Annotated in this window: 13 protein-coding genes and 1 pseudogene; 3 read left to right on the top strand and 11 right to left on the bottom strand. The window is 68.2% G+C overall.

All coding sequences use genetic code 11. From position 1 onward, the window contains the following. Positions 1–128: 128 nt before the first annotated feature. Positions 129–1,952 (bottom strand): thiamine pyrophosphate-dependent enzyme, encoded by a 1,824-nt coding sequence (locus MKL09_RS26975; RefSeq protein WP_244025080.1) that lies wholly within the window; start codon positions 1,950–1,952, stop codon positions 129–131. Positions 1,953–2,185: 233 nt separating this feature from the next. Here MKL09_RS26975 and MKL09_RS26970 point away from each other — a divergent pair, with 233 nt between their 5' ends. Then, a complete protein-coding gene (locus MKL09_RS26970; RefSeq protein WP_244025079.1) occupies positions 2,186–3,604 on the top strand; it encodes a hypothetical protein in 1,419 nt (472 codons plus the stop codon). A 207-nt stretch (positions 3,605–3,811) separates the two neighbouring features. Here MKL09_RS26970 and MKL09_RS26965 read toward each other — a convergent pair whose 3' ends face one another. The 9 genes from MKL09_RS26965 to MKL09_RS26925 all read right to left on the bottom strand — a co-directional run bounded on the left by MKL09_RS26965 (position 3,812) and on the right by MKL09_RS26925 (position 18,403). Next, entirely contained in the window at positions 3,812–5,146 is a 1,335-nt protein-coding gene (locus MKL09_RS26965) for a response regulator (protein ID WP_244025078.1), read from the bottom strand. Positions 5,147–5,153: 7 nt separating this feature from the next. Beyond that, positions 5,154–6,164 carry a cellulose biosynthesis protein BcsN gene (gene bcsN / locus MKL09_RS26960; protein ID WP_244025077.1) on the bottom strand — a complete coding sequence of 337 codons (1,011 nt, stop codon included), beginning with the start codon at positions 6,162–6,164 and terminating at the stop codon, positions 5,154–5,156. Next, the gene (locus MKL09_RS26955) at positions 6,161–8,041 is read right to left on the bottom strand and encodes a hypothetical protein (protein ID WP_244025076.1); all 1,881 of its coding nucleotides are present in this window, start codon (positions 8,039–8,041) and stop codon (positions 6,161–6,163) included. Before MKL09_RS26955 ends, bcsN begins: the two co-directional genes overlap by 4 nt. Beyond that, positions 8,026–9,102: a glycosyl hydrolase family 8 gene (locus MKL09_RS26950; protein WP_409566997.1), complete on the bottom strand. Its 1,077-nt coding sequence runs from the start codon at positions 9,100–9,102 to the stop codon at positions 8,026–8,028. Before MKL09_RS26950 ends, MKL09_RS26955 begins: the two co-directional genes overlap by 16 nt. Before the next feature lie 32 nt (positions 9,103–9,134). After that, positions 9,135–11,444 (bottom strand): cellulose biosynthesis cyclic di-GMP-binding regulatory protein BcsB, encoded by a 2,310-nt coding sequence (locus MKL09_RS26945; protein WP_244025074.1) that lies wholly within the window; start codon positions 11,442–11,444, stop codon positions 9,135–9,137. A 7-nt stretch (positions 11,445–11,451) separates the two neighbouring features. Then, positions 11,452–14,181, bottom strand: coding sequence for a UDP-forming cellulose synthase catalytic subunit (gene bcsA / locus MKL09_RS26940; protein ID WP_244025104.1), 2,730 nt, complete (start codon positions 14,179–14,181; stop codon positions 11,452–11,454). Positions 14,182–14,273: 92 nt separating this feature from the next. Continuing rightward, positions 14,274–15,017, bottom strand: a complete 744-nt coding sequence (gene bcsS, locus MKL09_RS26935; protein ID WP_244025073.1) for a cellulose biosynthesis protein BcsS — start codon at positions 15,015–15,017, stop codon at positions 14,274–14,276. Between the two features lie 231 nt (positions 15,018–15,248). Then, positions 15,249–15,923, bottom strand: a complete 675-nt coding sequence (locus tag MKL09_RS26930; RefSeq protein ID WP_244025072.1) for a LuxR C-terminal-related transcriptional regulator — start codon at positions 15,921–15,923, stop codon at positions 15,249–15,251. Continuing rightward, entirely contained in the window at positions 15,923–18,403 is a 2,481-nt protein-coding gene (locus tag MKL09_RS26925) for an ATP-binding protein (RefSeq protein ID WP_409566996.1), read from the bottom strand. Before MKL09_RS26925 ends, MKL09_RS26930 begins: the two co-directional genes overlap by 1 nt. Positions 18,404–18,910: 507 nt before the next feature. Here MKL09_RS26925 and MKL09_RS32425 point away from each other — a divergent pair. Both MKL09_RS32425 and MKL09_RS26920 read left to right on the top strand, forming a co-directional pair. After that, positions 18,911–19,222 carry a PilZ domain-containing protein gene (locus MKL09_RS32425; protein WP_409566995.1) on the top strand — a complete coding sequence of 104 codons (312 nt, stop codon included), beginning with the start codon at positions 18,911–18,913 and terminating at the stop codon, positions 19,220–19,222. Positions 19,223–19,914: 692 nt separating this feature from the next. Beyond that, positions 19,915–20,292, top strand: coding sequence for a response regulator (locus tag MKL09_RS26920; RefSeq protein ID WP_244025070.1), 378 nt, complete (start codon positions 19,915–19,917; stop codon positions 20,290–20,292). A 958-nt stretch (positions 20,293–21,250) separates the two neighbouring features. Here MKL09_RS26920 and MKL09_RS26915 read toward each other — a convergent pair. Then, a pseudogene (locus tag MKL09_RS26915) lies at positions 21,251–21,839 on the bottom strand (transposase); the annotation flags it as partial. Between the last annotated feature and the right edge of the window lie 401 nt (positions 21,840–22,240).

The raw sequence follows: 22,240 nt of genomic DNA, 5'->3' as shown, positions 1-22,240 counted from the left end.
TCGTCGGCCTGTTGACGGCTACAAGCGCAAAGCCGCCTGGATGACCGATCAGGCCTCGAATGCACGAATCCCGAAGATGAGCTTTTGGCCGCCAGAAGAGGCTCCGTTGCGCGGCAGCCGGCTTCCGCTCAAGCCGTGACCTTGTCGGGCCTCTGGCTCTCCTCCTCAGCATCGACCTGAACGTCGAGCAGCGCCGCGCCTGGCGTCGACAGCCACGTCTGCACCGCCGGCCTGAGATCGGCGACGCTGCCGGCGCTGAAGCCCTTGGCGCCTACCGCACGCGCATAGGCCGCGAAGTCGATGTGACCCAACTTGCAGCCGTATTCCTGCGCGCCGATCTCCCGCTGCTCGCCCTTCACCTGCGCCAGCGCATCGTTGTTGAGCACCATGACCTTGACGTAGAGCCCGTGCAGGACCGCCGTCGACAGCTCCGCCATCAGCATCGCCAGGCCGCCATCACCCGCGACCGCGATCGAGGGGCGACCCGGATGGGCGAACGCGCCCGCGATGGCCAGCGGCAGGGCCGAGGCCATCGTCACGAGCGTGCCCGAGCCCGTCCAGCTCTGATCGTCCCGGATCTGGATGTGGCGCGCGGCAAAATGGGTGTTTGCGCCGCAATCCATGCTGAACAGGGCGTTGGCCGGCGCGAAGTCGCTGAGCGCGCGCATCGCCGTCTGCGGCCGCAGGCGCGGCCCCTTCTGGGTCGTCTCGACCCGGTCGAGCAGGCTGCGCCAATCGCGCATGCGCGTCTGCGCCTCGGCGAGGAAGCCGCGGTCGGGCTCCGCCCTCAGCAGCGGCATCAGCGCGTCGAGCGTCGCGCCCATGTCGCCGGTCAGGCCGACCTCGACGGGGTACTTGAGGCCGATGTGATCCGGCTTGATGTCGATCTGCACGCCCCGCGCCTGACCGGGCTTCGGGTAGTAGTCGATCCACGGCATGGTTGAGCCGAGGATCAGGACCGTGTCGCAGGCCTGCATAGCCCATTGCGACGGCGCCGTGCCGAGATGGCCGATACCGCCGGTGGTCAGCGGATCGTCGTCAGGCAGGAGCGCCTTGGCGAGGTAAGCCTTGGCGACCGGCGCACCGAGGCTCCCGGCCAGACGGCGCAGCTGCGGCACGGCGTTTGCGCAGCCCTGACCAGCCAGTATGGCGATGCGCTTGCCGGCATTGATGACCTCTGCGGCGGCCCGAAGCTGGTCTGCGGGCGGGGTGCCCATCGGCGGCGACCAAGAGGACGAGGTGCGCCCGCCATGGTTCTCGGGCGAGGGTTTGTCGGCTGAGAGGACTTGGCGCTGCACGTCCTTGGCGATGGTGAGATGCGCGACGCCCCTGCCGGCAAGTGCCGCCCGGCAAGCGCGGTTGACGAGCATCACAGCGTTGGCGGGGCCGGTGACACGCTCGTTGAACAGCGCGACATCCTGCATCAGCTTGACGGTGTCGACGCTCTGCATGAAGCGCATTCCTTCCAGGTCGTGGAAGGTCGTGCCGGTGATTGCGACTACGGGGGCGTTGTCGTAGGCGGCGTCGTAGAGGCCGTTCATGAGGTGAACAGCGCCGGGTCCGGTCGTGGCGAGACACACTCCCAGGCGACCGCCGTGCTTGGCCATGCCGCCGGCCATGAAGGCGGCGGCCTCCTCGTGGCGAACGCCGATGAAAGCGATCCTGTCCTGACGCTTGCGCAGGGCTTCGACGATCGGGTTGATGCCGTCGCCGACGATGCCGAACACGTGGGTGGCGCCCCAGGTGATCAGGGTGTCGACCAAGATGTCGGCGGTGGTCTCGTCGGCCACGAGAGGCGGCGCAGGTTGTGACGTGACGCGCTCGGTCTGCGCGACCTGGGCCAAGGCCGCGGTGGCCGGCGTACCGACTGCAGCTGCGGCGACGCCGGCGAGCTTGACGAAGTCGCGGCGATCGACGGTCAGTGGAGGCTCGGCGTTCGCTCTGTCGGCCATGGTTCGCTTCCGGTTCCACAACCCGCTGCGGTCGATATGGTCAGCGCCTCGCGCACCCTGTGGTTCCAGGCGCAGCGAGGGCTCGCGGGCCTGTGATCTAAGCTCGGCAGCAACGGCGGCAGCTCTCTCGTTTCCTGGACTGTGTGCCTCCCCGAGCAGAAGGGTTCGCAGAGCCGGGATGCTTGGATCGTCGAGCACCAGCCGCTACCCTGGCGTGAGCTTCCGGAACCGCCATGCCCAGCAGCTCCTCGCTCTCAGGTCTCATCAAGTGGCTCACGCGCGAGGAGTGGCGGGAGCCGTTCGAGGAGGCGCTTTGGCTGCATGTTGGGCCAGCCTGCGAGCAAGCCGACCTGGAGCTGGAGGACTTGGAGAGCCTCCTGGGTCCGGCTCAGTTCATGACGCTGTGGGGCTGCGCCTTCGAGGATTTCCTCACCCGCACCGTCGAACCCGACGACGTCAACTTGGTCTACGCGTACCTCAAGCGCCGTGGCTGGAAGGAGCCGGTCGCCAACAGGCGCTACATGGAGGCGCTGCGCCGCTCCGTGATGAGCCTGTACGAGGTCAGCGGCCTCGTTCCCGGCGATAGTTTCCTGGCCCGTGATCTGGTCCGCGGAGGCGAGCCGGTCCGCATCACGGAGCGGACGGCCAGTCGATCTCTCGCGCCTTGGGAGCGGATCGGCGCACGCATCGTCGAGCACGGCGGCTCGCATGTTATGGCAGGCGGTGTGCTCTCGTTCGGGCGCGATGCCTCCGAGGAGGTGCTGCGCATCCTGAAGAGTTCGGCCAAGCGCGCCGGTCGTGAGTTCGAGAAGCTGGCGCGGAAGGGGGATCTGCCGGCCGATGCCGACCGGAGCGTCCTGGACACACTCCTCCTGACCGACGCGGCGCCGCTGTTCACCAACCTGTGGCTCGCAGACATCCTGCCCGGGCTGCTGGATCCGAGCTTACCGACCCTGGTGAACAGCGAGGGCACCGAGATCGCGTTCCACACCATGCGGTACCCACTCCTGCCGAGGATAGCCGTGGCCGAGGTGCGGGCGCGACTACGCACCGTGCCGGACCTGCGGGAGGAGACCGACACATTCTGGAACTGGCTCGAAACAGGGTCTCGTCCAGCTTCGAAGCCACGGAACACCGGTACGGCCGGCACCGGAACGATGCAGACCTACAGCGTGACGCTTGAGAACGGTGGCACGGTGCTGGGCACCATCGAGTTGATCGAGACGGGCTTGCTGGTGAGCGTCAACTCGGCGGATCGGGCCACGCGGGCACAGGCATTTCTCACACCTTTGTTGGAAGGTCTGGTGCGCTCGCCGCTGACCGAGATCCAAACCGTCGCGCAGGCGATGGCCTCATCTCAGAAGGAGGCTCCGCCCCATGAAGTGGAGCTTCCACCGGACCTGCAGACGAGCCTCGTGCACGAGGGGCTGAGCGGCCATTACCGCGCTGCTCTCGATCAGCCAGTCGGCATGTTGGGCGACAAGACCCCGCGCGCCAGCGTGCGCTCGAAGGCGGGGCGCGAGAAGGCGGCGGCTTGGCTGAAGTTCCTGGAGAGCGAGAGCAGGCGTGGCCGCGCGCCCAGCGATCCGATGGCGAGCTACGACTTCGGCTGGATGTGGACCGAACTCGGCATCAGCGACCTACGACGGTGAACCGATCTACCTGCGGTGTGGGCTAGGGCACTCAAGCTCCGAATTCGCGCAGCTGGCGGAACTTGGCTCGGCGTCCAGAAGCAGGCGTTCCGCTTCGCGCCCATCGCGGTCATTCAGCTGGCTGTGACGTTGTTCCGTAAGCGGACGTTACCAGCTGCAACTGACCATTCGCATAGATGCAGTTCATGGCGCAGCGAGTTCAGAGGTTCACGCGGCGGATCGCATCCGGAGAACATCAGCAATCGCCAGCTTAGCTTGTCGAAGGGCTGCCGTCTCGTCCGCTCCCGACGAGGCGGCAGCTTCGAGGGTCCGGCACGCTGTTGCCAAGCGCGTATAGCCGAGGCTGCCGGCCATGGCGATCAGTGCGTGCGCTTCCTGCGCGATAAGCGGGCGTGTCGCCTCGGTCGGGAACGCAGATTCGATCCGCACGCATAGATCACCGGTCAGGCGCTCTACCTCAGCCGCGCCGATCGCCTCCCGGAGGCGTTGGACCCGTTCCTGGTCGCAGATTGGGTCCGGGTTGGAATCTGGCAACAGGGTCGCGGCGGCGGGCATGCCAGCCGTCGCGGCAGATAGCCCGGCTGAGGTTAGTCGTACCAAAAGTCCACCCTCAGCCGGTTCGCACGCCACCAGATCTTGCTCTTTCAGAGACAGTATAGCCGCCATCGCCGCGCTGTGAGCGAGCCCGGCCGCCAGGATGGTTGCAGGCACTCTATTGGCGGACAAGGGTAGGCTGCGCTCACCGACATAAAGCCAGGCGAGTAACTGGCTGGCGGCTGCATCGCTACTCCGGATAGTCGCGGCGAGGCCCGTGCGGCGCTCGCCAAAGGCGCGACAGATCTCTGCCAGCCCAGTCCACGCCTTCGGGTCGTTCACCCGGAAAGTCGCGTCGCAGCCTCGCTCGAAACGACCGGTGAGGTCGATGGCGGGCAGAAGATGTCCGGGGCTGCCGGCTGGGAGGGCCCGGAGCTGCGCGAGGCCGTCTTCTGCGCCAATCAGGATAACCTCGGCGTCCTCAACGGGGCCGACGACAAAGGCGTGGCTCACGGCGGCGATGGCCTCGGCGCCGAGATCCGGGTACAGGACGGCCCGCGGTCGTCCAGCCATTCCGCGTCGGCGCCAGAGCGCCTCGGCCGGCAGCTCCACGGCGACCGGCGCCGCTGGCGGCTCATCTTGTTCTCGCAGGCGGTCGAGCGTGGCGTAGAGCAGCTCGGGCTCGATCGGTTTGACCAGGATCGCGTCGAACAGCGCGTCCGCGCCGCGGCGGGAGGCGAGCCCGTGGCGGTCGGCCGTGATCCCCACGAGGCGGACGTGGCCATGCACTCCCATGATCTCGCGCATCAGTCGCGCGAGGGCGTAGCCATCCATCTCGGGCAGGTGATAGTCGATCAACACGATGCCGTGGCGGCGCTCACTCAACTGGCGCAGCCCCAGGAAGCCGTCGGCCGCGCTGTCGAGCGCGTAGCCTCGGGCCGTGAGCAAGGTGCCGATCAGGTCGCGCGAACCGGGGTCGTCCTCGACCAGCAGGATTCGGTCGGTCATGCGGTCCTCATGGGCGGGCCGCGGCACGAGCGACCGGGCCGCGGAGCGCCTCCGGCGGCAGGTCCGCGACGATCGCCTCGGCCGGAGCGGGGGGCTGGGCGCCAACGAAGGCCCGGCTTAGCGCCGCCGGGCCGGGTCCGGCATCCCGGAGGGCTCGCCCATCGTCCGGAGTTGCGGCCGCGTCGGGTATACCCAGGTAGCGCCGGCCCGCCGGCAAGGTGGCGGCCTGCCCGGCGGTCCCGGCTGGTGCCGGGTCCGGCGACCCGACGACGGTGCGGGGTCGCGCGTGCCGGCGCGCCGCCGAGGGGGCGCGAGGAGCCGGTGTCCCGATCACGGGAGACCCCTCGTAACGCGTCACGAGCTTGATCTGGTTCACTGCCGCCGCCATCGCGTCGAGCGGGATGTCGGCGCGACAAAGCCTGACCCGAAGCGATAGCGAGGCGGACCTTCTGGACGCCGGGTCGAGTTCCGGCGCCGCCGCGATCCATTGCCAGGCATACAGGCAGCGGGCGCCCCCCGCTGTCCGTCCAACCGCGAGCCCGTAAGGTCCGTAGGCATTCGCGGCGGGGTGGGTCACGACGTGCATCACCGTGCCCGGGAAGGCCGCCGCCAATTCGGCGCGAATCCCGGCCTCGGTCGGCCGTCCGCCGGGAACGAGATCCCCACTCACCACCTCGGCGCCGGCTTCCGTGTGAGACATGCGCAGCAGCACGAGGTTCTCCCGTGTTCCGCCGCGCGGCGCGAGGCTTAGCGACACGGATTGCTCGAACTCGTCCGCGGCGTCGCGCTCCTGCAGGCGCACCGGGCGACCGATCCAGTCCGGCAGGACGACGACCGGCGTGGCTGGCCGTGCCGGTGCGGTCGCCCGCGCGGAGTGTCGCCGCCCGTCCGCGATTGCGTCCAGGCTGGCATAGCGTGCACCGCCTGATGAGGAGCGCACCTCGTCGCGGGCCGTACAGGCGCCGAGGGCGAGGGCGGTCAACGCCAGGGCCAGGTATGTGCGGATGGTGAGCGTCACGGGGCCTTCTCTCGCACGATCTGGTTACGCATCACTTGCGGCGCGCCGATTGAACCGGTCGTCGTCGGGGCGCCTCGCTCCGGGATTGTAGGCGCCTGTACTTGGCCGCGCGCCGGCTCGTCGGCCTGGGCGGCACGTTCGTCCGCCCAGAGCGTCCCGCGTGGCGCAGGGCTCTCTGCGGCGCTGGGCTGACTGGCTTGCTCGGCTCCGTTCCAGGCCGGCAGCAGCGAGAAGCCGTAGCGCTCGTAAGGCATCGGCCCGATGCCGGGCACGCGCCGGGCGACAGTCGGGGGCCTGCCCCGCGGTCGGTCGGACCAGTGCGCGTCGGCGACCGGACTGTTGGTGGGCGCGGCGCGCAGGTCGTTCTCCATGAGCACGGCGACCGGAAAGTCGCTGCGCCGGATCACGGGGGCCGCCGACGCACGGTTGGCGATGACCTCGTCGGGCTGCGGCACGCGCCCGCTCTTCGCCGCTCCGACCGGGGATGCGAGGTCGAGATAGCCGGATACCGGGCCTGTGACGGTCCTGGCGACCCGGGTCGGGGCGGTCTCGCAGGACATCGGTCGGCCGACCGCTGACTGAAACAGGAGGCTGACGACCCGCGGGAACAATCCGTCGTAACGATTGACGACGTCCAGAAACGTGCGCTCCTGATGCATCCGACGCAGCGACAGGGCGTAGCCGTAGACCGTAGCCTCCTTGGGGAACCACGCCACGGCACGCCGGAACCAGCTGAGCGCCGTGTCGAACTGGCAGCGGTTGTAAGCGTACCAGGCGAGCGCCTGCGCACCCTCTCCCGACGCCGTGGCAAGGGTGACCTCGGCGTAACGCTTCAGGCGTTCCGGTTCGATAGCGGGCGGGTCCTCCTGCGTGAGATCCGCCTCGAGAAGATCGATGAACAGCAGGGTGTTGTTCACCAGCGGTTCGCGCCACGCATAGGCTACGTCCTCCGCGTCACGGCGCAAGCCTAGGAGACGCAGAGTATGCGCCAGGCCGTGCGCCACCATGGCGTCGCCGCCACGGGCGATGGCGCGCTTGAACCAGGTGAGGGCGGTGGGCAGGTCGTGCCGCTTGAAGGCGAGCCAAGCCACGAGCGCCGCTTGATCGGGGTCGGGCGCGGTCTCCGCGTAAGCCTGGAAAACGGCGAGGTCCTCGGGCGGTACGGACTGGCCGGCCTCGTCGTGGAGCACCGCGCCGATGCGTCCGCGGACGAGGTCCACGCGGATCGCGTCGAGGTCCCGGGCGGGCCCGAGCGCGGCGAGTTGGTCGACGTCGGACATCGGCAGGATCTGCATCGCCCGCAGGAGACTGACCCGCCGCTCCTCTGGGCCGAAGCGGCCGGCGGTGAGCACGGCGCGGAGCAGGTCAAGGGCCAGTCCCTGGCGCTCCGTCCGGCCGTAGGCCTCGGCGGCGGCCCAGACCACCTCCGCGTCGGCTGCCTCGATCTCGGACCGGCGGCCCGCCGAGAAGATTGCGAGTTCGGCCCAGCGGCCAGTCCTGGCGAGGGACAGACAGGACTGCCGCAGGGCGCGCGCAGCCACGGCGGCCTGCAGCGCGGCCGATGGCTTCCAGCCCGGCTCAGCCTTGGCCCGGGTGACGAGCGCTGTCCCGAGATCCGCATCGCGGCCGGCCGCGAGAAGGTCCCAGAGCCCGTCCTCATCCTCGCCACCGGCGCGCGCGGTCCAGAGATCGGCCGGCGGCTGCCAGCCCGGATAGCGCCGTCGCAGCCGCTCGGTCTCCGCCTCCACCCGCGCGCGCTGATGCTGGCTCGCGTAGTAGCGCAGGGCGGTCTCGTCCGGCTTGGCGGCGTCGGCCGTCCCGGCGATGGCGGGCGCGCCGGCCAACAAGGCGACCGCGAGGATCAGCGCGGCGCGCATGTCGGATACCTCGAACGCAGGGCCGCAAGGGCCAGCAGGTGCAGGGTGACGGGGTAGTAGTTCTCACTGTCGGTTCGCACGCGCATCAGAGCCGACGGAAATGGCGCCCCGCGGCTCGCGCAGGCGGCGAGCGCCGGGATGGCGGCGTACCCGGTCTCAGTGAGCCGCGCCGCGACCCGGCCCGTATCCGTCTCGATCAGGGTCAGGCCGGTGTCGGGCTTCTGCCACAGGGCGAGAAACGGCGCGTAAAGGTCCGGATCGGTGACGCCCGCCATCGCGAGGTAGAGCGGGATGCGCAGGGCGTTGTAGCCGAACTCAACCGGGAACCCGGCCGCGGGCCGGGGCGCGGACCCGGACAGCGAGACCCACTCGACCGGCAGCCGGCCGGCTCCGAAGCGTGCGGCCGCGAGCAGGCGGCGCCCGCTGCGCGTCAGCGCGCTCCAGTCGAATTCAGGCGCGAGCAGCGAGACGCGATCGAAGGCCGGGAAGATCCAGTACGATAGGTTGACCACCGGACCGTCGGGACGCTCCTCGGCGGAGAAGCCTGCCACCGCCGGCAGGATCAGCGGACCTTGCGGGGTGCGCGGCAGGATCAGCTTGCGCCCGAGTTCGACGGCGATCCGGCGGCCGGCAACCCGGTGCGAGGGATCGTGCCACGCCTCGGTCGCCTCCGTGAGCGCCCAGGCGACAAGCAGGTCGCCGTCGGAGGCATCGTTCATGTCGGCGACCGCGGGGCGCTTGTCCGGCTCCCAGCGCCACGCCAGAAGCTGGTCGTCGCGGACCATCAGGTTCGCCCGCGTCCAAGTCCAGATCCGCTCAAACGTCTCGCGGTCGCCCGCCGCCACGGCGAGCAGCATGCCGTAGCCCTGGCCCTCGCTGTGGCTGATGCCGCCGTTGGCGGTATCCACCACGCGGCCCTGCTCGGTGATGAATCGGGCCTTGTAGGCGCGCCACGCCTCGCCGCTGCCGAGAGCCCCGGCGAGAGGCGGCGCGGGGCCGGCCGTCGCTGCTTCGGCCAAGCTCACGGCCAGGAACGTCATGGCCAGGATGCTCATGACCATCCTCAGGATGGCGCCGCCGCGCACGAAGACGCTCATTCCGATCTCCGACCGAGGTTGCGCACGAGCAGTTGAGTTGAGCCAGCGAGACCGCCCGCCAGCAGCAGGCCGAACAGGCCGTAGAGGCCGGCATGCAGAGAGAGCCAGCCGGCCGCGACGCGGCGGAGATTGGCTGGTGCGGGTGGCAGCGTGGCAACGTATCGGGGCTCCGCCGCAGCCTCGACGATCACGGAGCCGTCGATGGACGAGAGCGCGGTGAGGCGGCCCTCCGGCCGCTTCCAAACCCGTGGATGGACGAGGCACGCAACCGCCTCCCGCAAGCTGGCGGCGGTGGGGGCCGTCACCAGGGTCAGCAGATCGTCCTCGGCGGGTCCGGTGATACCCTGCGCGATGAGGGCGGCGGCCTCCGCCAGGACTGGACCGCCCGTCCGCACCCCCCGCTTCCCGTCCGGCTTGACGGCGGCCTCGGCCACGGCCTCGGGTAGCGGGGGCGCCAGCGCGCTGCAGGCCGCGATGCCGTCGGTGCGCAGCACGCGGCGCCGCAACGCGGGGCCGCTCTCCCGTGACGGTGCTGCCTCATGGTCGGCCCAGGCGTCCAGCAAGGCTTGCGGATCGAGGCCTGCTGCGGTCAGGACGGTTCCGTCCAGGGTCCTAGCGGTTGACACGAAGACGGTCGGTCCGGTTATGGCGGCGCGGCCGGCGGCGAACGCGAAGGGCAGCACCCGGCCGGCGGCGAGACCGAGTCGTGCCACGAGCGTCGCCGCGGCCGCCATGGTGTCGCGATCCGGGGCCGGGACGACGAGGGTCGGGCGTCGGGCCGAGCCGGCGTAGGGGAAGGCCTCGGCGACGGTCTCGGCGATCTCGGGCTGCCGGCCGACCCGCGCCAGCGGCGGGATGGTCAAGCGGCTCGAGCCGGCGAGGAACAGTCGCTCCGTGGGGACCCCCGTCTCGTCCGCGCAGGCCTGGTCATCGGTGCGCGGCAACTCGGCGCGGATCGCGATCCGATTGAAACCCGGACGGAGCAGCCGCAGCGGCAGGAACACCGCGCGGCGGTTCATCGCCTCTCCGCCCGGGCGACCCAGTGGCGCGCTCGCCGCGTTCGCGCCGTTGATCTCCACGACGATTTGGGCGCCAGGCGCGAGGCCGGCCGGGTAGCCTGCGTCCAGGTCCAGGATCAGCTTGTCGTAGTCCGCCGGCATGAAGTCGTGCGGCAGGGCGAGGTCGAAGGCGATCCGATGGGTGCGCGCGGACACGTGCGTGTCGGGGATGCCGAGCTCCGCGAAGGTGAGGGTCTCCCCGTCCGAGACCCGGCGGCCGCCGGCATCGGCGAGCGCTCGCAGGCCTCGTGGCGTCCCGAGTGGGTCCGCCCGCGACAGCTCCTTGAGCTGCGCAAGCGCGGCGGTCACATCGGCATCTTCCGGCCCGGTCAAAACCAGGACGGGGCGGCGCTCCGCCGTCCGTGGCAGGAGCGCAAGGCGCGGCCCGGTCACAGGGCCAAGCGACGCCAGATCAACACTCCCGGCGAGTTCGGCCACGCGACCAACCGCGAGCGCCAGCCCGTCGCCATCCTCGGCGGTTGGGCCGAAATCCGCCGCCGGCTGGATGAACCGGCCGGCCAGGACGGTGGCCTGGAGCGCAGCGAGTCCCCGCTCCACGGTGCGCAGGCTCAGCTTCTCACCAGTCTGGATCAGGCGGATTGGCACTGCCCCGTCGGGTCCGCCCCGGATCGCCGGGAGGTCGGCGGGATCGGACGGCCCTTCGGACGTCGCCAGCAGGCCAGTCGTCGCGGGATCGATCTGTGTCCATAGCTCGTAGGTCGCCGGAATGGAGCAGTCGACGCGGTGGCGCTGCGCCACCGCGATGTCGATTCGGTTGAAGCCCCGGGACATCACCCCCGGCGGCACGTCGAAGCCGAGGCTGCGGGCACCCCTGGCTCCGTCAATGGCGGCGCTACCCAGTTCGATGCCGTTGAGACTGAACGTCAGCCGCGCGGTCTCAGGCAGGATCGAGACCGCGGCCACGTAGCCGACCTGGAACCGGCCACCAGCCCGCGCCTCCGCCTCGGTGACGTAGAGTGGGAAGCTCAGGCGGCCGTTCTCGCCCCAGAGCCGCATCGGCGCCGCGATTGCGGGCGGCCGGCGGAGGGTCGGGCCGGTCTCGGCTGCGCCGGCCGGAACTGGCCGCGCGGCGGCAGCCAGCTCGACCGGGGTGACGGTCGCCGCCCGTTCGGTCGAGGGCAGCATCAGAACCGGGGCCGGTCCGGCCCCCGAGAAGGATTGGGCCGAGGCCCCCGCCGCGCAGGTGAGAAGGGTGGCCGCGAGAGCCGGGCGGAGACCGTTGCGCATAGGATTCTCAGGCGGCGGAGCGGATGGTGGCGGGAGCGACCGGCTCGCGGCCGAGCGCGCGAAAATCAGGCCCGCGGACGAGGTCCGCGCGATTGGCTTCGGCGCGTTCGACCCCGGCGAGGGCGAAGATTTCGGCGAGCCAGGCCGCAGGGTCGAGCCGCGTCTCGGCGGCGGCCCCGATGGAGGCTGCAGCCGGAGTCGCGACGGTGAGCGCGGCGGGAGCCTCGGCGGCGGCGAGTTCGGCGACCGCGCGTCTCCAGGCTGCGTCCGTGAGCGGCATGCCGACGGAAGCGCCTGCCTCCAGCGCTTGAGCCGGCGGGGCCGCGCGTCGCGCCTGGATGGGCGTCTCCGCACTTGCCGGGACGATCAGCGGCACGGGCACCGTCGCCAGAGGTGGGAGCGTCGCGGCGGCCGCCGTAGCGGCCAGGGGCGCGGCATCCGGGGCGATGGCCGGAGCGACGACCGGGGAAGCGATCAGCGTTGACGGCTCCTCCGCCGCATACGCGCGGATTGACCCTGCCGATGCGGAGGGAATTTCCGTCGGGGTCGGGCGGGCCGGCGCGGCCACAGCCGGAGCGGTCAGCGGTTGCGCGACGGGCGGGACGCTGCGGCGGTCGCGGACGGCGTACGTGATGGCTCGCACCGGCTCCGTGACGCCCCAGACGAGGAAGCGCAGACTTCCGGATAGCAGGTTCTCGTGCCGGTGTCGGCCAGAGAGGAACGCTCGCAGGGCTGACACGTCGCCGTACATCAGCTCGGCGAGGCTGCGGAACATGGCGGGGCTGGAATCCGTGAAGGTCACGTCCCAGGTCTCGCCCGACAGGCCGCTGCCCTGACGGAACGTGAGGGGCCCGCAGGCCGCCTCGGCGAGGACGATCCGGCCCACGCTTCCCGCCCCGGCCGAGACCGGCCACGCCGAGCCGTCGCAGCGGTGCAGGCGGCAGCCCTCGGCCGAGGCCCGCTCCACCATCACCTCGAACACCGCGCCACCGACCGACGCGACGGCGCGCCGCTTCACCGGCAGGCTATGGCTGCGTTCCGGCTGCCGGCGCTCGGCCACGACGCCCAGCGCCGCGCCCGCGATCACGAGGTTGAACAGGCACCAGAGCCCGACCACAAGCATCAGGCTGGTCACCCCGGGCTCGAAGAGGTAGCGCCACGCGGCTGTCGCGCAGCCCGCCACCAGCGCGCCGAAGATCGCGAAGAACGGCCATGCCAAGCTCGACAGGTGGTCGTGGTCGAGGCCAACGCCCTTGTTGGTGACATTGAAGCTCGGCTTGCGCGGCGACAGCATCACCGAGACGATTGAGCGGGCGAGATAGACGCCCTGCACGTATTCGTAGAGTTCGGATACCCACGGCCAGCGCACGCGGCCGTAGAGGTAATTCTGCATCATCATGTTGGCGGCCACGTAGGTCGCCGTGAAGGCCAGCGCCTCATCGATCGACGAGACGAAGATCTTCACGTCGAAGAAGATGTGCAGAAGCGGTGCCAGCATGAAGATCAGCCGCGGCAGCGGAAAGAACCAGAAGGTCATGCTGGACAGGTAGCAGAGCCTCTGGATCGGCTTGAGGCCGCGCTTCAGCAGCGGGTTCTTCAGGAGCATGATCTGGAACATGCCCTGGCACCAGCGCGCCCGCTGGCCGATGAAGTCCGCGAAGGTCTCCGGCTGGAGGCCGGCGATCAGCGGCCGGTCGACATAGGCGCTGGTCCAGCCGCGGGCGTGGAGTTCGAATGCGGTCTCGCAATCCTCCGTGATGGTGATGCCCGAGAAGCCGCCGACCGCGTCGAGCGCGGCTCGCCTGAGCAGCGCCGCAGAGCCACAGAAGAACGAGCCGTTCCATTTGTCGAGGCCGGCCTGCGTGACGCCGTAGAACATCTCGTTCTCGGACGGCATCTTCGTGAATGTGCGCAGGTTCCGTTCCAGCGGGTCCGGGTTGATGAAGACGTGCGGCGTCTGCACCAGAAACAGCTTGGGGTCCTGCGCGAACAGGCCGACGGTCTCGCGCAGGAACGGCCGGAACGGCGCGTGGTCGGCGTCGAGCACCAGGATGAGGTCGGCGCGCGCCTGCGTCAGCCCGTTGTTGAGATTGCCGGCCTTGGCGTGCTCATTGCGCGCCCGGGTGAGATAACGGGCGCCCAGCGCGGCGCAGAGCGCCTGCAACTCGGCCCGGCGCAACCGGGCCGTCTCGGCCCTGGCGGGGTCGGCATCGGCGCATTTCTGATCGGTGCCGCCGTCGTCGAGCAGCCACACGCAGGCGCGCCCGGCCGGGTAGTCGAGGTTGCGCGCCGCCGCCAGGGTAACGCCCAGGATTTCCACAGACTCATTGTAGGAGGGGATGAAGATGTCGACGGTGGGGAGTTCCGCCTCGGGCAGCGTCGGCGCCGCGCCACGGGCCAGCGGCTCGACGTTGATGATCAGGCTGACCGTAAGGATCAGCACACAGTAGAGCTCGGCGAGTGCCAGCACGACGCCGAGCCCAAAGCTGACGGGATCATCGAGCGCCGGCAGCGTGCCGGTGAGCCGCCAGTAGACGTAGCGGATGACCACGGTCGTGCCGAGCGCCAGGAACAACATCCGAGCAAGGCCCCGGCGCGGAAACAGCAGCCAGAGTACGACCATGCCAGCGCCGGCCGCGCCGCACAGCGCGAGCTGAGCCGTCGGGCCGACAGGCTGCACCAGAAATCCGAGGGCGAGCGCGGCGCACAGCGCCCAGGTCGCCCAGAGCAGCCCCATCAGGATGCGCGGTCGCGCGGCCCTGGCGGAGGCCGCCGTCCCGACGGTCACGACGTCCCCCGTCACCGGGCTGTCCAGCGTCGTGGTGCCCATCAGAAGCCCGTCCGCAGATCGAGGGAGGTGTAGAGACCGCCCTTGCGGACGTGGTCGTAGACGTAGCCGGCCGACAGTCCGAGCTGCACCGCACCGATCTGCATGCCACTCAGGTGGCCACCGACCCGCCATTGCCGGTAGTAGTCGTCACCGAGCGCGGTGAATTCTGGCCCGACATACCCGCCGGCGAGCGCCGCGATGCCGAAGCGAACGCGGCCGTAATAGGCGTTGAACGTCGTGGCGTAGGAGCCGGTCGCCTGGAACATCGTGAAGGCGGTCGGCCGGGCATAGTAGTCCAGGGCCGTCTTCAGGCCGACGCCGGTGTGCGTGGTGGTCTCGCTCGCCCCGGACTGCGCGACCTCGTCGTGGCGGGCGTTCAGCCCAACGAAGCCGGTGAGCACGCTGTCCGGACCGACGAGCGCGTAGCCGGCCATCGCGGCGACATCGGTCTGCTGGCCGACGGCGTGGGCCGCGCCGGGGCTCTCAGCCCGGTATGAGCCGATCAGGCCATCGACCCGCACGCGGATACCGCTGGTGAGCAGGTCCCCTGCGGGCGCTGCCGTCACGGTGGCGCTGGCGAATTGCGACCCTTGCGACGCGATGGAGGCCGAGGTGTCGACGGCCACGATCCAGGCGTCGGGGCCGGACGGCGGCTCGGCCCCTGTATACCAGTCGGCGGCCTGGGCGACGGGGCAACCCGCCGTGGCCAGGGCCGCGGCGCACCCGATGAGGCTACGGTGCATATCGATACACTACGTGACTTGCAGGACGCCTTTAGGATCCGGCCAGCAGCCTTAATCGGTCCTTGCTGAAGCGGTTAGGATGCAGCGAAAAGACGGACTAAGCCGCTATAGGCGCCTAAACATGTGGTCTTCGAAAGACGAGGTCCAAGATCTCGCTCCGCCCTTGAAGCACTGGCGTACATCCGTGCGGACCATGCTTGCACGCGCAGCCTGTGGATGGGCGATTTGAGACTAGGCCGACTGGCCTAGTCCGGCCGCGAGGATCCGTGGACCGGCCGCCGCGGCAGCCGCCCGGTTGGCAACGCCGAGGGTGCGCAGGAGCGCCGCCACGTGCACCTTCACGGTGCCCTCGCCGAGATCGAGGCTCCGGGCGATCTCCTTGTTGGATCGGCCGGCCACGATGAGTTCCAGCACCTCCCGTTGACGGCGGGTCAGCACCACCTCGCCGGCAGGCGGCGCGGACGCGCTGGGCGGTGGCTCGGCCATGAAAGGAGGCACGTAGATCGCCCCGTCGAGGATAGCCGAGACGGCGCGCAGCACCTCCGCGGTACCCAGCGTCTTGGGCACGTAGCCGTGGCAGCCGGCAGCCAGCGCGGTCAGCACATCGGCACGTGCGTTGGAGGCCGAGACGATGGCGGCCTTGACCGCGGGATAGCACTCGCGCACGGCCGCCACCGAGCCTGCACCCGCCATGCCAGGCATCTGTAAGTCGAACAGGGCCAGTGCCGTCTCAGGTGTTCCGGATAGAGCGGCGATCGCCTCGTCCAGACTTGCGGTCTCAATCACCCGGGCGAAGCCGAGCTGCCGGGTGAGCAGGGAGGTCATGGCGAGGCGGAAGAACTCATCGTCGTCCGCCAGGATCGCGATGCGGCCACGGGTCACTCCATCCGGTTCTGCCGTCGCCATCACCTCGCTCCCGACGCGGTCCGGGCCGGGACAAGGCCGCACGCCAGCATCGCCCGCGTCTCGGCAGCGGCCGCGACAGCGAGGGCCTGGGTTCTGACCAGGAGCTCGTCGAACGCAACGTCCTCGGTCGCCCGCTCCAGGGCCAAGCAGGCTCGGCTGAGCGGCATGAAGCCCAGAAGGCCGCTTGCCGCTGCCAGGGCGTGCGCCTCCGCGCGCAGGACCGCACGCTCGGCCGCCGTACCAGGCGGCTTAAGCGCAGCGGCGCGAGCAGGATCTGCGTTGAAGCCTGCGTCGGGATTCGCGAACGCATGCTCGGCGCGTTCATGGAATTGTCCCAGCAGTCGGGTCAGCGTGTCTGGAGCGATCAGCGCCATGTTGTCCGCGTGGCGCTCACAGTCGAGCGTCGGTTCTGCATCTAGAATTGCGCCGGCCGACCTGTCGAGCCATCGTGCCACCGCGTCACAGAGCTCCTGAGGCTGGAACGGCTTACCGAAGTGATCATCCATCCCGGCAGCTCGGAACGCCTCCACCTGATCCGGCAGTACATTGGCGCTCAGCGCGACCACAGGTACCTGGGCAACTGAACCTGGCAGGCAGCGAATCAGTCGGGTAGCCATCATGCCGTCGAGGCGTGGCATCTGGACGTCCATCAGCACGAGGTCGTAGTTGGCCGCCTCCACGGCGCGCACCGCGTCGATACCATCCGTGGCGAAGTCGACGGTGTGGCCAGCAGCCCTGAGCACGGTGCAGGCCAACTCGCGGTTGATCTCCACATCCTCCACCAAGAGGATGCGTCCGGCTCTGCCTCGACGCGACGAACGGGACGGGATGGCCGCAGCGACGGCGGACGCCAGGGGTAGCGCAAGCGTGAACCAGAAGGTCGAGCCTCTGCCCGCCTCCGATACGAGGCCGATCGTGCCGCCCATCAGCTCGACCAGCCGGCGGCTGATCGCCAGGCCGAGACCGGTGCCGCCGTAATCGCGACGGATCGAGCTGTCGGCCTGCGAGAAGCGCCGGAATAACCGCTCCTGACGGTCAGGCGAGATGCCGATACCCGTGTCCGTCACGCTGAATCGGATCAGGTCGCCAGCCAGGCTCATCCCTTCATGGCGCAGGCTGATGGTGACGCTGCCTCGAGGCGTGAACTTCACGGCGTTGTTGAGGAGGTTCAGGAGGATCTGCCGCAGTCGCCCGGAATCACCCACGAGGGAGCTTGGAATGACGTCATCGATCCGCACGACGAGGTCGAGGCCCTTTGCAGCCGCTGACGTTCCGACGATGCCTACGCAGGCATCGACCAGTGGGCGAACCGCGAACGGCGCGGAGTCTAGGCTAACTGCGCCGGCCTCAACGGACGCGAAGTCTAGGATGTCGTCGACGATGGTGCGTAGGTTCGAGCCTGCCGTCGCGGCGAGCTCCGCGTAACGTTTAAGATCGCCGTCGAGACGCTCGGATTCCGCTAGCAAACCGGCGAAGCCGATCACCGCATTGAGCGGCGTGCGGATTTCGTGGCTCATGGCGGAGAGGAACTCAGTCTTGGCTGTGTTGGCGCACTCCGCCTCGATCCGTGCGGCCTCGGCCGCCGCCTTGGCCTCGATCAGCGCACGCTCGCCGTCCTTCCGGGTGGTGATGTCGAGAGTCAGGCCAACGATTCGCACCGCGACGCCGTCCCGGTCGAGTTGTGGGCGTCCGATCGCCTGGATCCATCGGCGATCGCCTCCGGCTATGGGGACACGAAACGCGACGTCGAAGGTCCTGCGTCCCGAAGAGGCCTCCCGCACCGCCCGTAGGGTCGTCGCGCGATCATCCGGGACGACCCGGCGCATCCAATCGGCGACGTCTACCACCGCAGGGCGATCCTCTGGCAACCCGAGCCTGCATGCGCTTTCAGGCGAGAGGATCATCTCGCCAGTCGCGAGGTCGATGGCGAACAGCCCGGCCCCCGCCGCTTCCTGAGCAAGGCGCAGGAGTTCGCCCTTCTCCGCCAGCGCCTCCCGCGCACTCACGACCTCGTCGATGTCGAGGGCAGACCCGAGCCAGCCGATCAGGTCGCTGCCCATGTGCAGGGGCCGGAACACAAACTGGTGCCAGCGGAAGCGACCGTTCCGGTCGCGGACGCGACCCTGGACCTCGCAGAACCGGCCGTGCACGCGCGCCTTGGCGTAGGCGTCGCCGATCTGGCCGGCGTCGTCAGGGTGGAACCGGTCGGTGCGGGCGGCGCGGGTGGTAGGAATCGGCCCACAGTAGGTTTCGAAGGCTTGGTTGACGTAGACCGTCTCGCCCGTGTCGGCGCGTTCCATCCAGACCAGTTGCGGCAGCGTATCTACGAGCGCCCGGTAATGGTCGCGGCTCGCGCGCAGGTCCGCATGAGTCCGCTCATGCTCGGATGCCTCGCGGATAGTGACGATGCGGTCACCGGTGCCGGGGACGTTCCGGACGACCAGCACCGTCGCGACCCAGCGCGCACCCGCATCGCGCATTCGGACAACAGCTGTGTCGGAGCCGCACGGTTGTGCGGTAGTAGCGAGGGCGACCTCGTCCTCCGGGTGAACGGCTTCGTGCAAGAACCGGCCTACAAGGGAAGTGGCTACCTCGCCGAGGAATGCCTGCCCGCCCGCGGATGCGAAGGTCACCCGCCCCGCAGGATCGAGGCGCAGGATCAGCCCGGCGACGGCGTCAACGACCTGGCGCAGCGCCTCAGCCTTGGAGCCGTGCGACACGTGGCGCGGGTCGGTCATCGCCGAAAGGCCCGGCGACCAGTGGCGCTCCACGGGCGTTGGCAGGTTGAGGTGCAAGCGGGATGAGAAAAGGCCTGATCTGCGGTCATCGGCTGCGATACGGCGCGGGCGCTGGGTTACAAAAGTGCGCGCAGTCTCGTCTCGGAAGGTTAACCGTCTCTTTACCCTAATGCGGGCTATGAAGATTTCTAAGGGATCATCTTCAGACTGCCAGTGTCGAATTGAATTTGCCCGGATCACAATAACGACATGTGCGATGGCGGTGACCGGCGCGAAGCGCCTCGATTTTTGGTGACCCTCTCGGCTCGGGTCCGAGATGCAGCGCGCACCTATCGAACGGCGATTCTCGATGTGAGCACGGGTGGACTTCTGATGATAGTGCCGAAAGACTTTGTGGCTGATCCCGGCACCCGACTTGAGATTGAGGTGGCGATGATCGGCACCGTGCGCGTGCGCGTTGTTGCGACCAGCGAGCGCGGCGTCCATCTCCGCATCGAATCGGATGCAGATGCATATGGTCTCGCCGTTCGAAGGGTATCTAAAATTGTTCAGTCTTGGTAGCGGGGCCTCAGGTGTTGAAGTTGATTAATCTATAGACCGCGAGAAGAAATTTTCGCATGCTGTCGATACTGTAGATGATTTGCACGAACCTTCACCTGCCTGGATGGATGCAATCCAATCGGGGGGGGGGCGCTGAGACTCCAGCTATATCAGGCGTCCTGCTTTAGGTCGCGCGCCGCATCCGCCGACGCACATACAGAAGCTACGCTCAAGTCACATCAGGAAAGATACGCATACAGGGCCTAAATAACCTAAATCATTTGTGCTTTGGGGTACATAAGTGTGGTTCTTCGCCGTCGCTCCGTGCAGGAAAGTGCGAGCCCCGCTTGAGCGGCGCGTGGCGGCAGGTCGATGTCGTCGAGGCGCCAAACGCTTTCGCCGAGGCGTTGTTCAGCGTGCCATGGCGCGATGCACTCTCGGAACCTCCACCAGGGCCCCGGCGCACTGGATCTTGGTTCGCTTTGAAGTGCATGCTGACTGGCCCTTAGCAAGGGCGTCCTACAACCTCGATCCATCTCGACATCCGGACACGTTGACGTAGAAGGTATGTTAGCTGATCTTCGCTAGTTGTAGTTAGTTTGAATTTGTGGCCCGTTAACTCGACATTAGCAACTCACACACCTACTGGTTGTAAGCGGCAGCCGTCGACTGCGGGAGTTTCAGACTAATCAAGAAATCTCGGGGGCAGCACCATGGGCAGGGCACTGGGCGGCAAACCGTTGGTCCTTGTTGTCGAAGACGATGCTGTCACCCGCATGGCAGCCGTGGCCATGCTTGATAGCGCCGGGTATAAGGTGGTGGAAGCAGATAGTGGCTCGTCTGCTGTTCAGGAGCTTATGCGGGTCCCGGGAATCCGTGTGATCCTGACCGACATCGACATGCCGATGGGCATCGATGGTATCAAGTTGGCGGCCTGCGTGGACTTGGGCTGGCCAGGCATCAGCATTGTCATGACATCGGGCAAGGTGAAGCCTATGCCTGGTGACGTGCCGAGGAATGCTTGTTTCGTGCCGAAGCCCTACGGCGAGGCGAAGGTGCTCGCTGCGATCAGCCGGATGATGGCTCAGTGACCCTCACGTTTCCGCAACAGGTTAGAAGCCGCATGTGAAAGGCGGATCTGCGGCACTTGCAAACAAGCGAGCGTTAACCTTGCTGGTCCATTAATGCTTGTCGGTAGCCTCGTGCGTATCGGCGGGCCCTATATGACCTCAGTCTCCAGCTCCACAGCGGCGCTCCTGCAGTACTTCCGTGATCGTGAAGCCAGGTCGGACGCACCAGGTACGAACACCAACGGCGCCAAGGCTCAACCGGCGGACACTGCTGGAGCGGGTCTTAAGCTCGCGTCGGTTCAAACTAACAACGTCGGTTCCGCTGCCTCTACCGAACTCGAGGTCTCGCAGGTCCAGGACCGTCTCGGTTCGCTCATCGATGCGCAGGTTTCATCCGGAAAGCTGACGGACTCGCAAGGCGATGTGCTCAAGAGAGTCCTGAATCAAGGTTCCACTGCCTCGGACGACTCCAGCGCTGTCGCGACAACGCCTGAGACTGTCCCGCAACCCAAAGGACCCACAAAAGCGGGGCCCTCAACAGCCGACTTATCTTCGCAAGGCGCAGGAGGCGTGCAAGACTCTGGCGCCGTGTTAGCGGCGTTCATCAAGAACCTGCAGAGTACGCAGGTCTCCAGATCGGGGTACGGCAGCACCGGCTCCGCTGGCTCAGCAACAATCGTGGGCACGCGGGTTCTCGACGTGAACACGTAAGTGCTGCGCGTGAAAAGAATGGTGGTGCATCGTCCGGAGGCGGCAGGCCCGCATTGATCCAGCGCCAGCGCATCGAGGCACCGGCGCGTCGGTCCTGCGCCGTGCGCTTCCGATCGATCTATGCGCCGGCCGGGGTGACCTAACGTCGCCACTAGATGTTTGGTCCCGCTGAGTGGTGGTACGACTGATGCCGCATGGAGGGACGCGCTATGGGACAGGTTCTCCTGATCCTCACCCGATTTCGCGGTTCTCCCGCACTTTGCGTGGATTAGGCAGCGAGGAGCACGCGGCGGTGGAGGAGTGCGAAGCTGGCGCGGCCGTACATGGTACGCTTGAGCATCTTCAGCCGAGTGATCTGCCCTTCGGCCTGCGCGTTGCTCCAGGGCGTCGTCAGCGCCGCCCGAACCGCCGGCCCGTCCAGCGCCAAGCCAGCCGCGAAGGTCTCCAATGCCGCCACGCCGCAGGTGCGCGTCTCGAGGAGCCATCTGTCGAGTTCGCCGGCCGCATCCACCGGTCGGTCGCCATCTAGGCCACAGGCGCGCACCAACATCGTGAACCGCCGAGCCAGATCGGCGACGCGTGCTGCTTCGGCGTCGTGCCGGATGCGAGCGAGTCGGCCGCGGCACGGGGCGGCAACGTCTTGATCGGCTGAACCAGGGTCCAGGCCAGTTGCTTCGGAGAGGCGATCGGTTCTGCTTTGGGAGCCTCCGCGCTCGTCGCGTCGGTTCGCGACAGCTACTTGTGGGCGGTGCGCGGCGCCGGCACCGTGCGCGCTCGGCGACGTAGCGGTGCACCTGCCGATGAGTTCCAGCAAAGCCCTGATCGCGGATCTCGCGCCAGAGCGCCATGGCGTTCTGAAGTCGGCTTCTCACCCCGAGCCGGAGTTGCGGGACGGTCAGCGAACGGACGCTCTTAAGAAGCGCCGACGGCTGTCGGTACGGCTGACATGGGTCGGTATGAGCCCGTCCGCTTTTGCAGCGGCACTTCTCCGGAGCGGACCTGCTTCTTACGGCCAAACCCTGCCATTCCAGACCGCAGCTTCGCGCCATGAGCAGACATCAGCTCAACGCCCGGTAGCGGACATTCAGTATCAGGTGACCGTCCGTCCGGTGTCGATCCTTCTAGGACCTTGGAAAGGTCTGCTTACTGGCAGTGGGGTTGGCATTGACCAAGGCCTTCTATGCTGGCCCCATACGCTTCATCGATCGTGGCATCGAACATGGCATTTGATCGGCCATAACGGACAAGATCCTCTCGG

Origin of the sequence: Methylobacterium sp. J-048 (assembly GCF_022829515.1) — a bacterium.
GTDB lineage: Bacteria > Pseudomonadota > Alphaproteobacteria > Rhizobiales > Beijerinckiaceae > Methylobacterium.
Note: the sequence above shows the minus strand (reverse complement) of the source record. Positions and strands in the feature narration are given on the sequence as shown.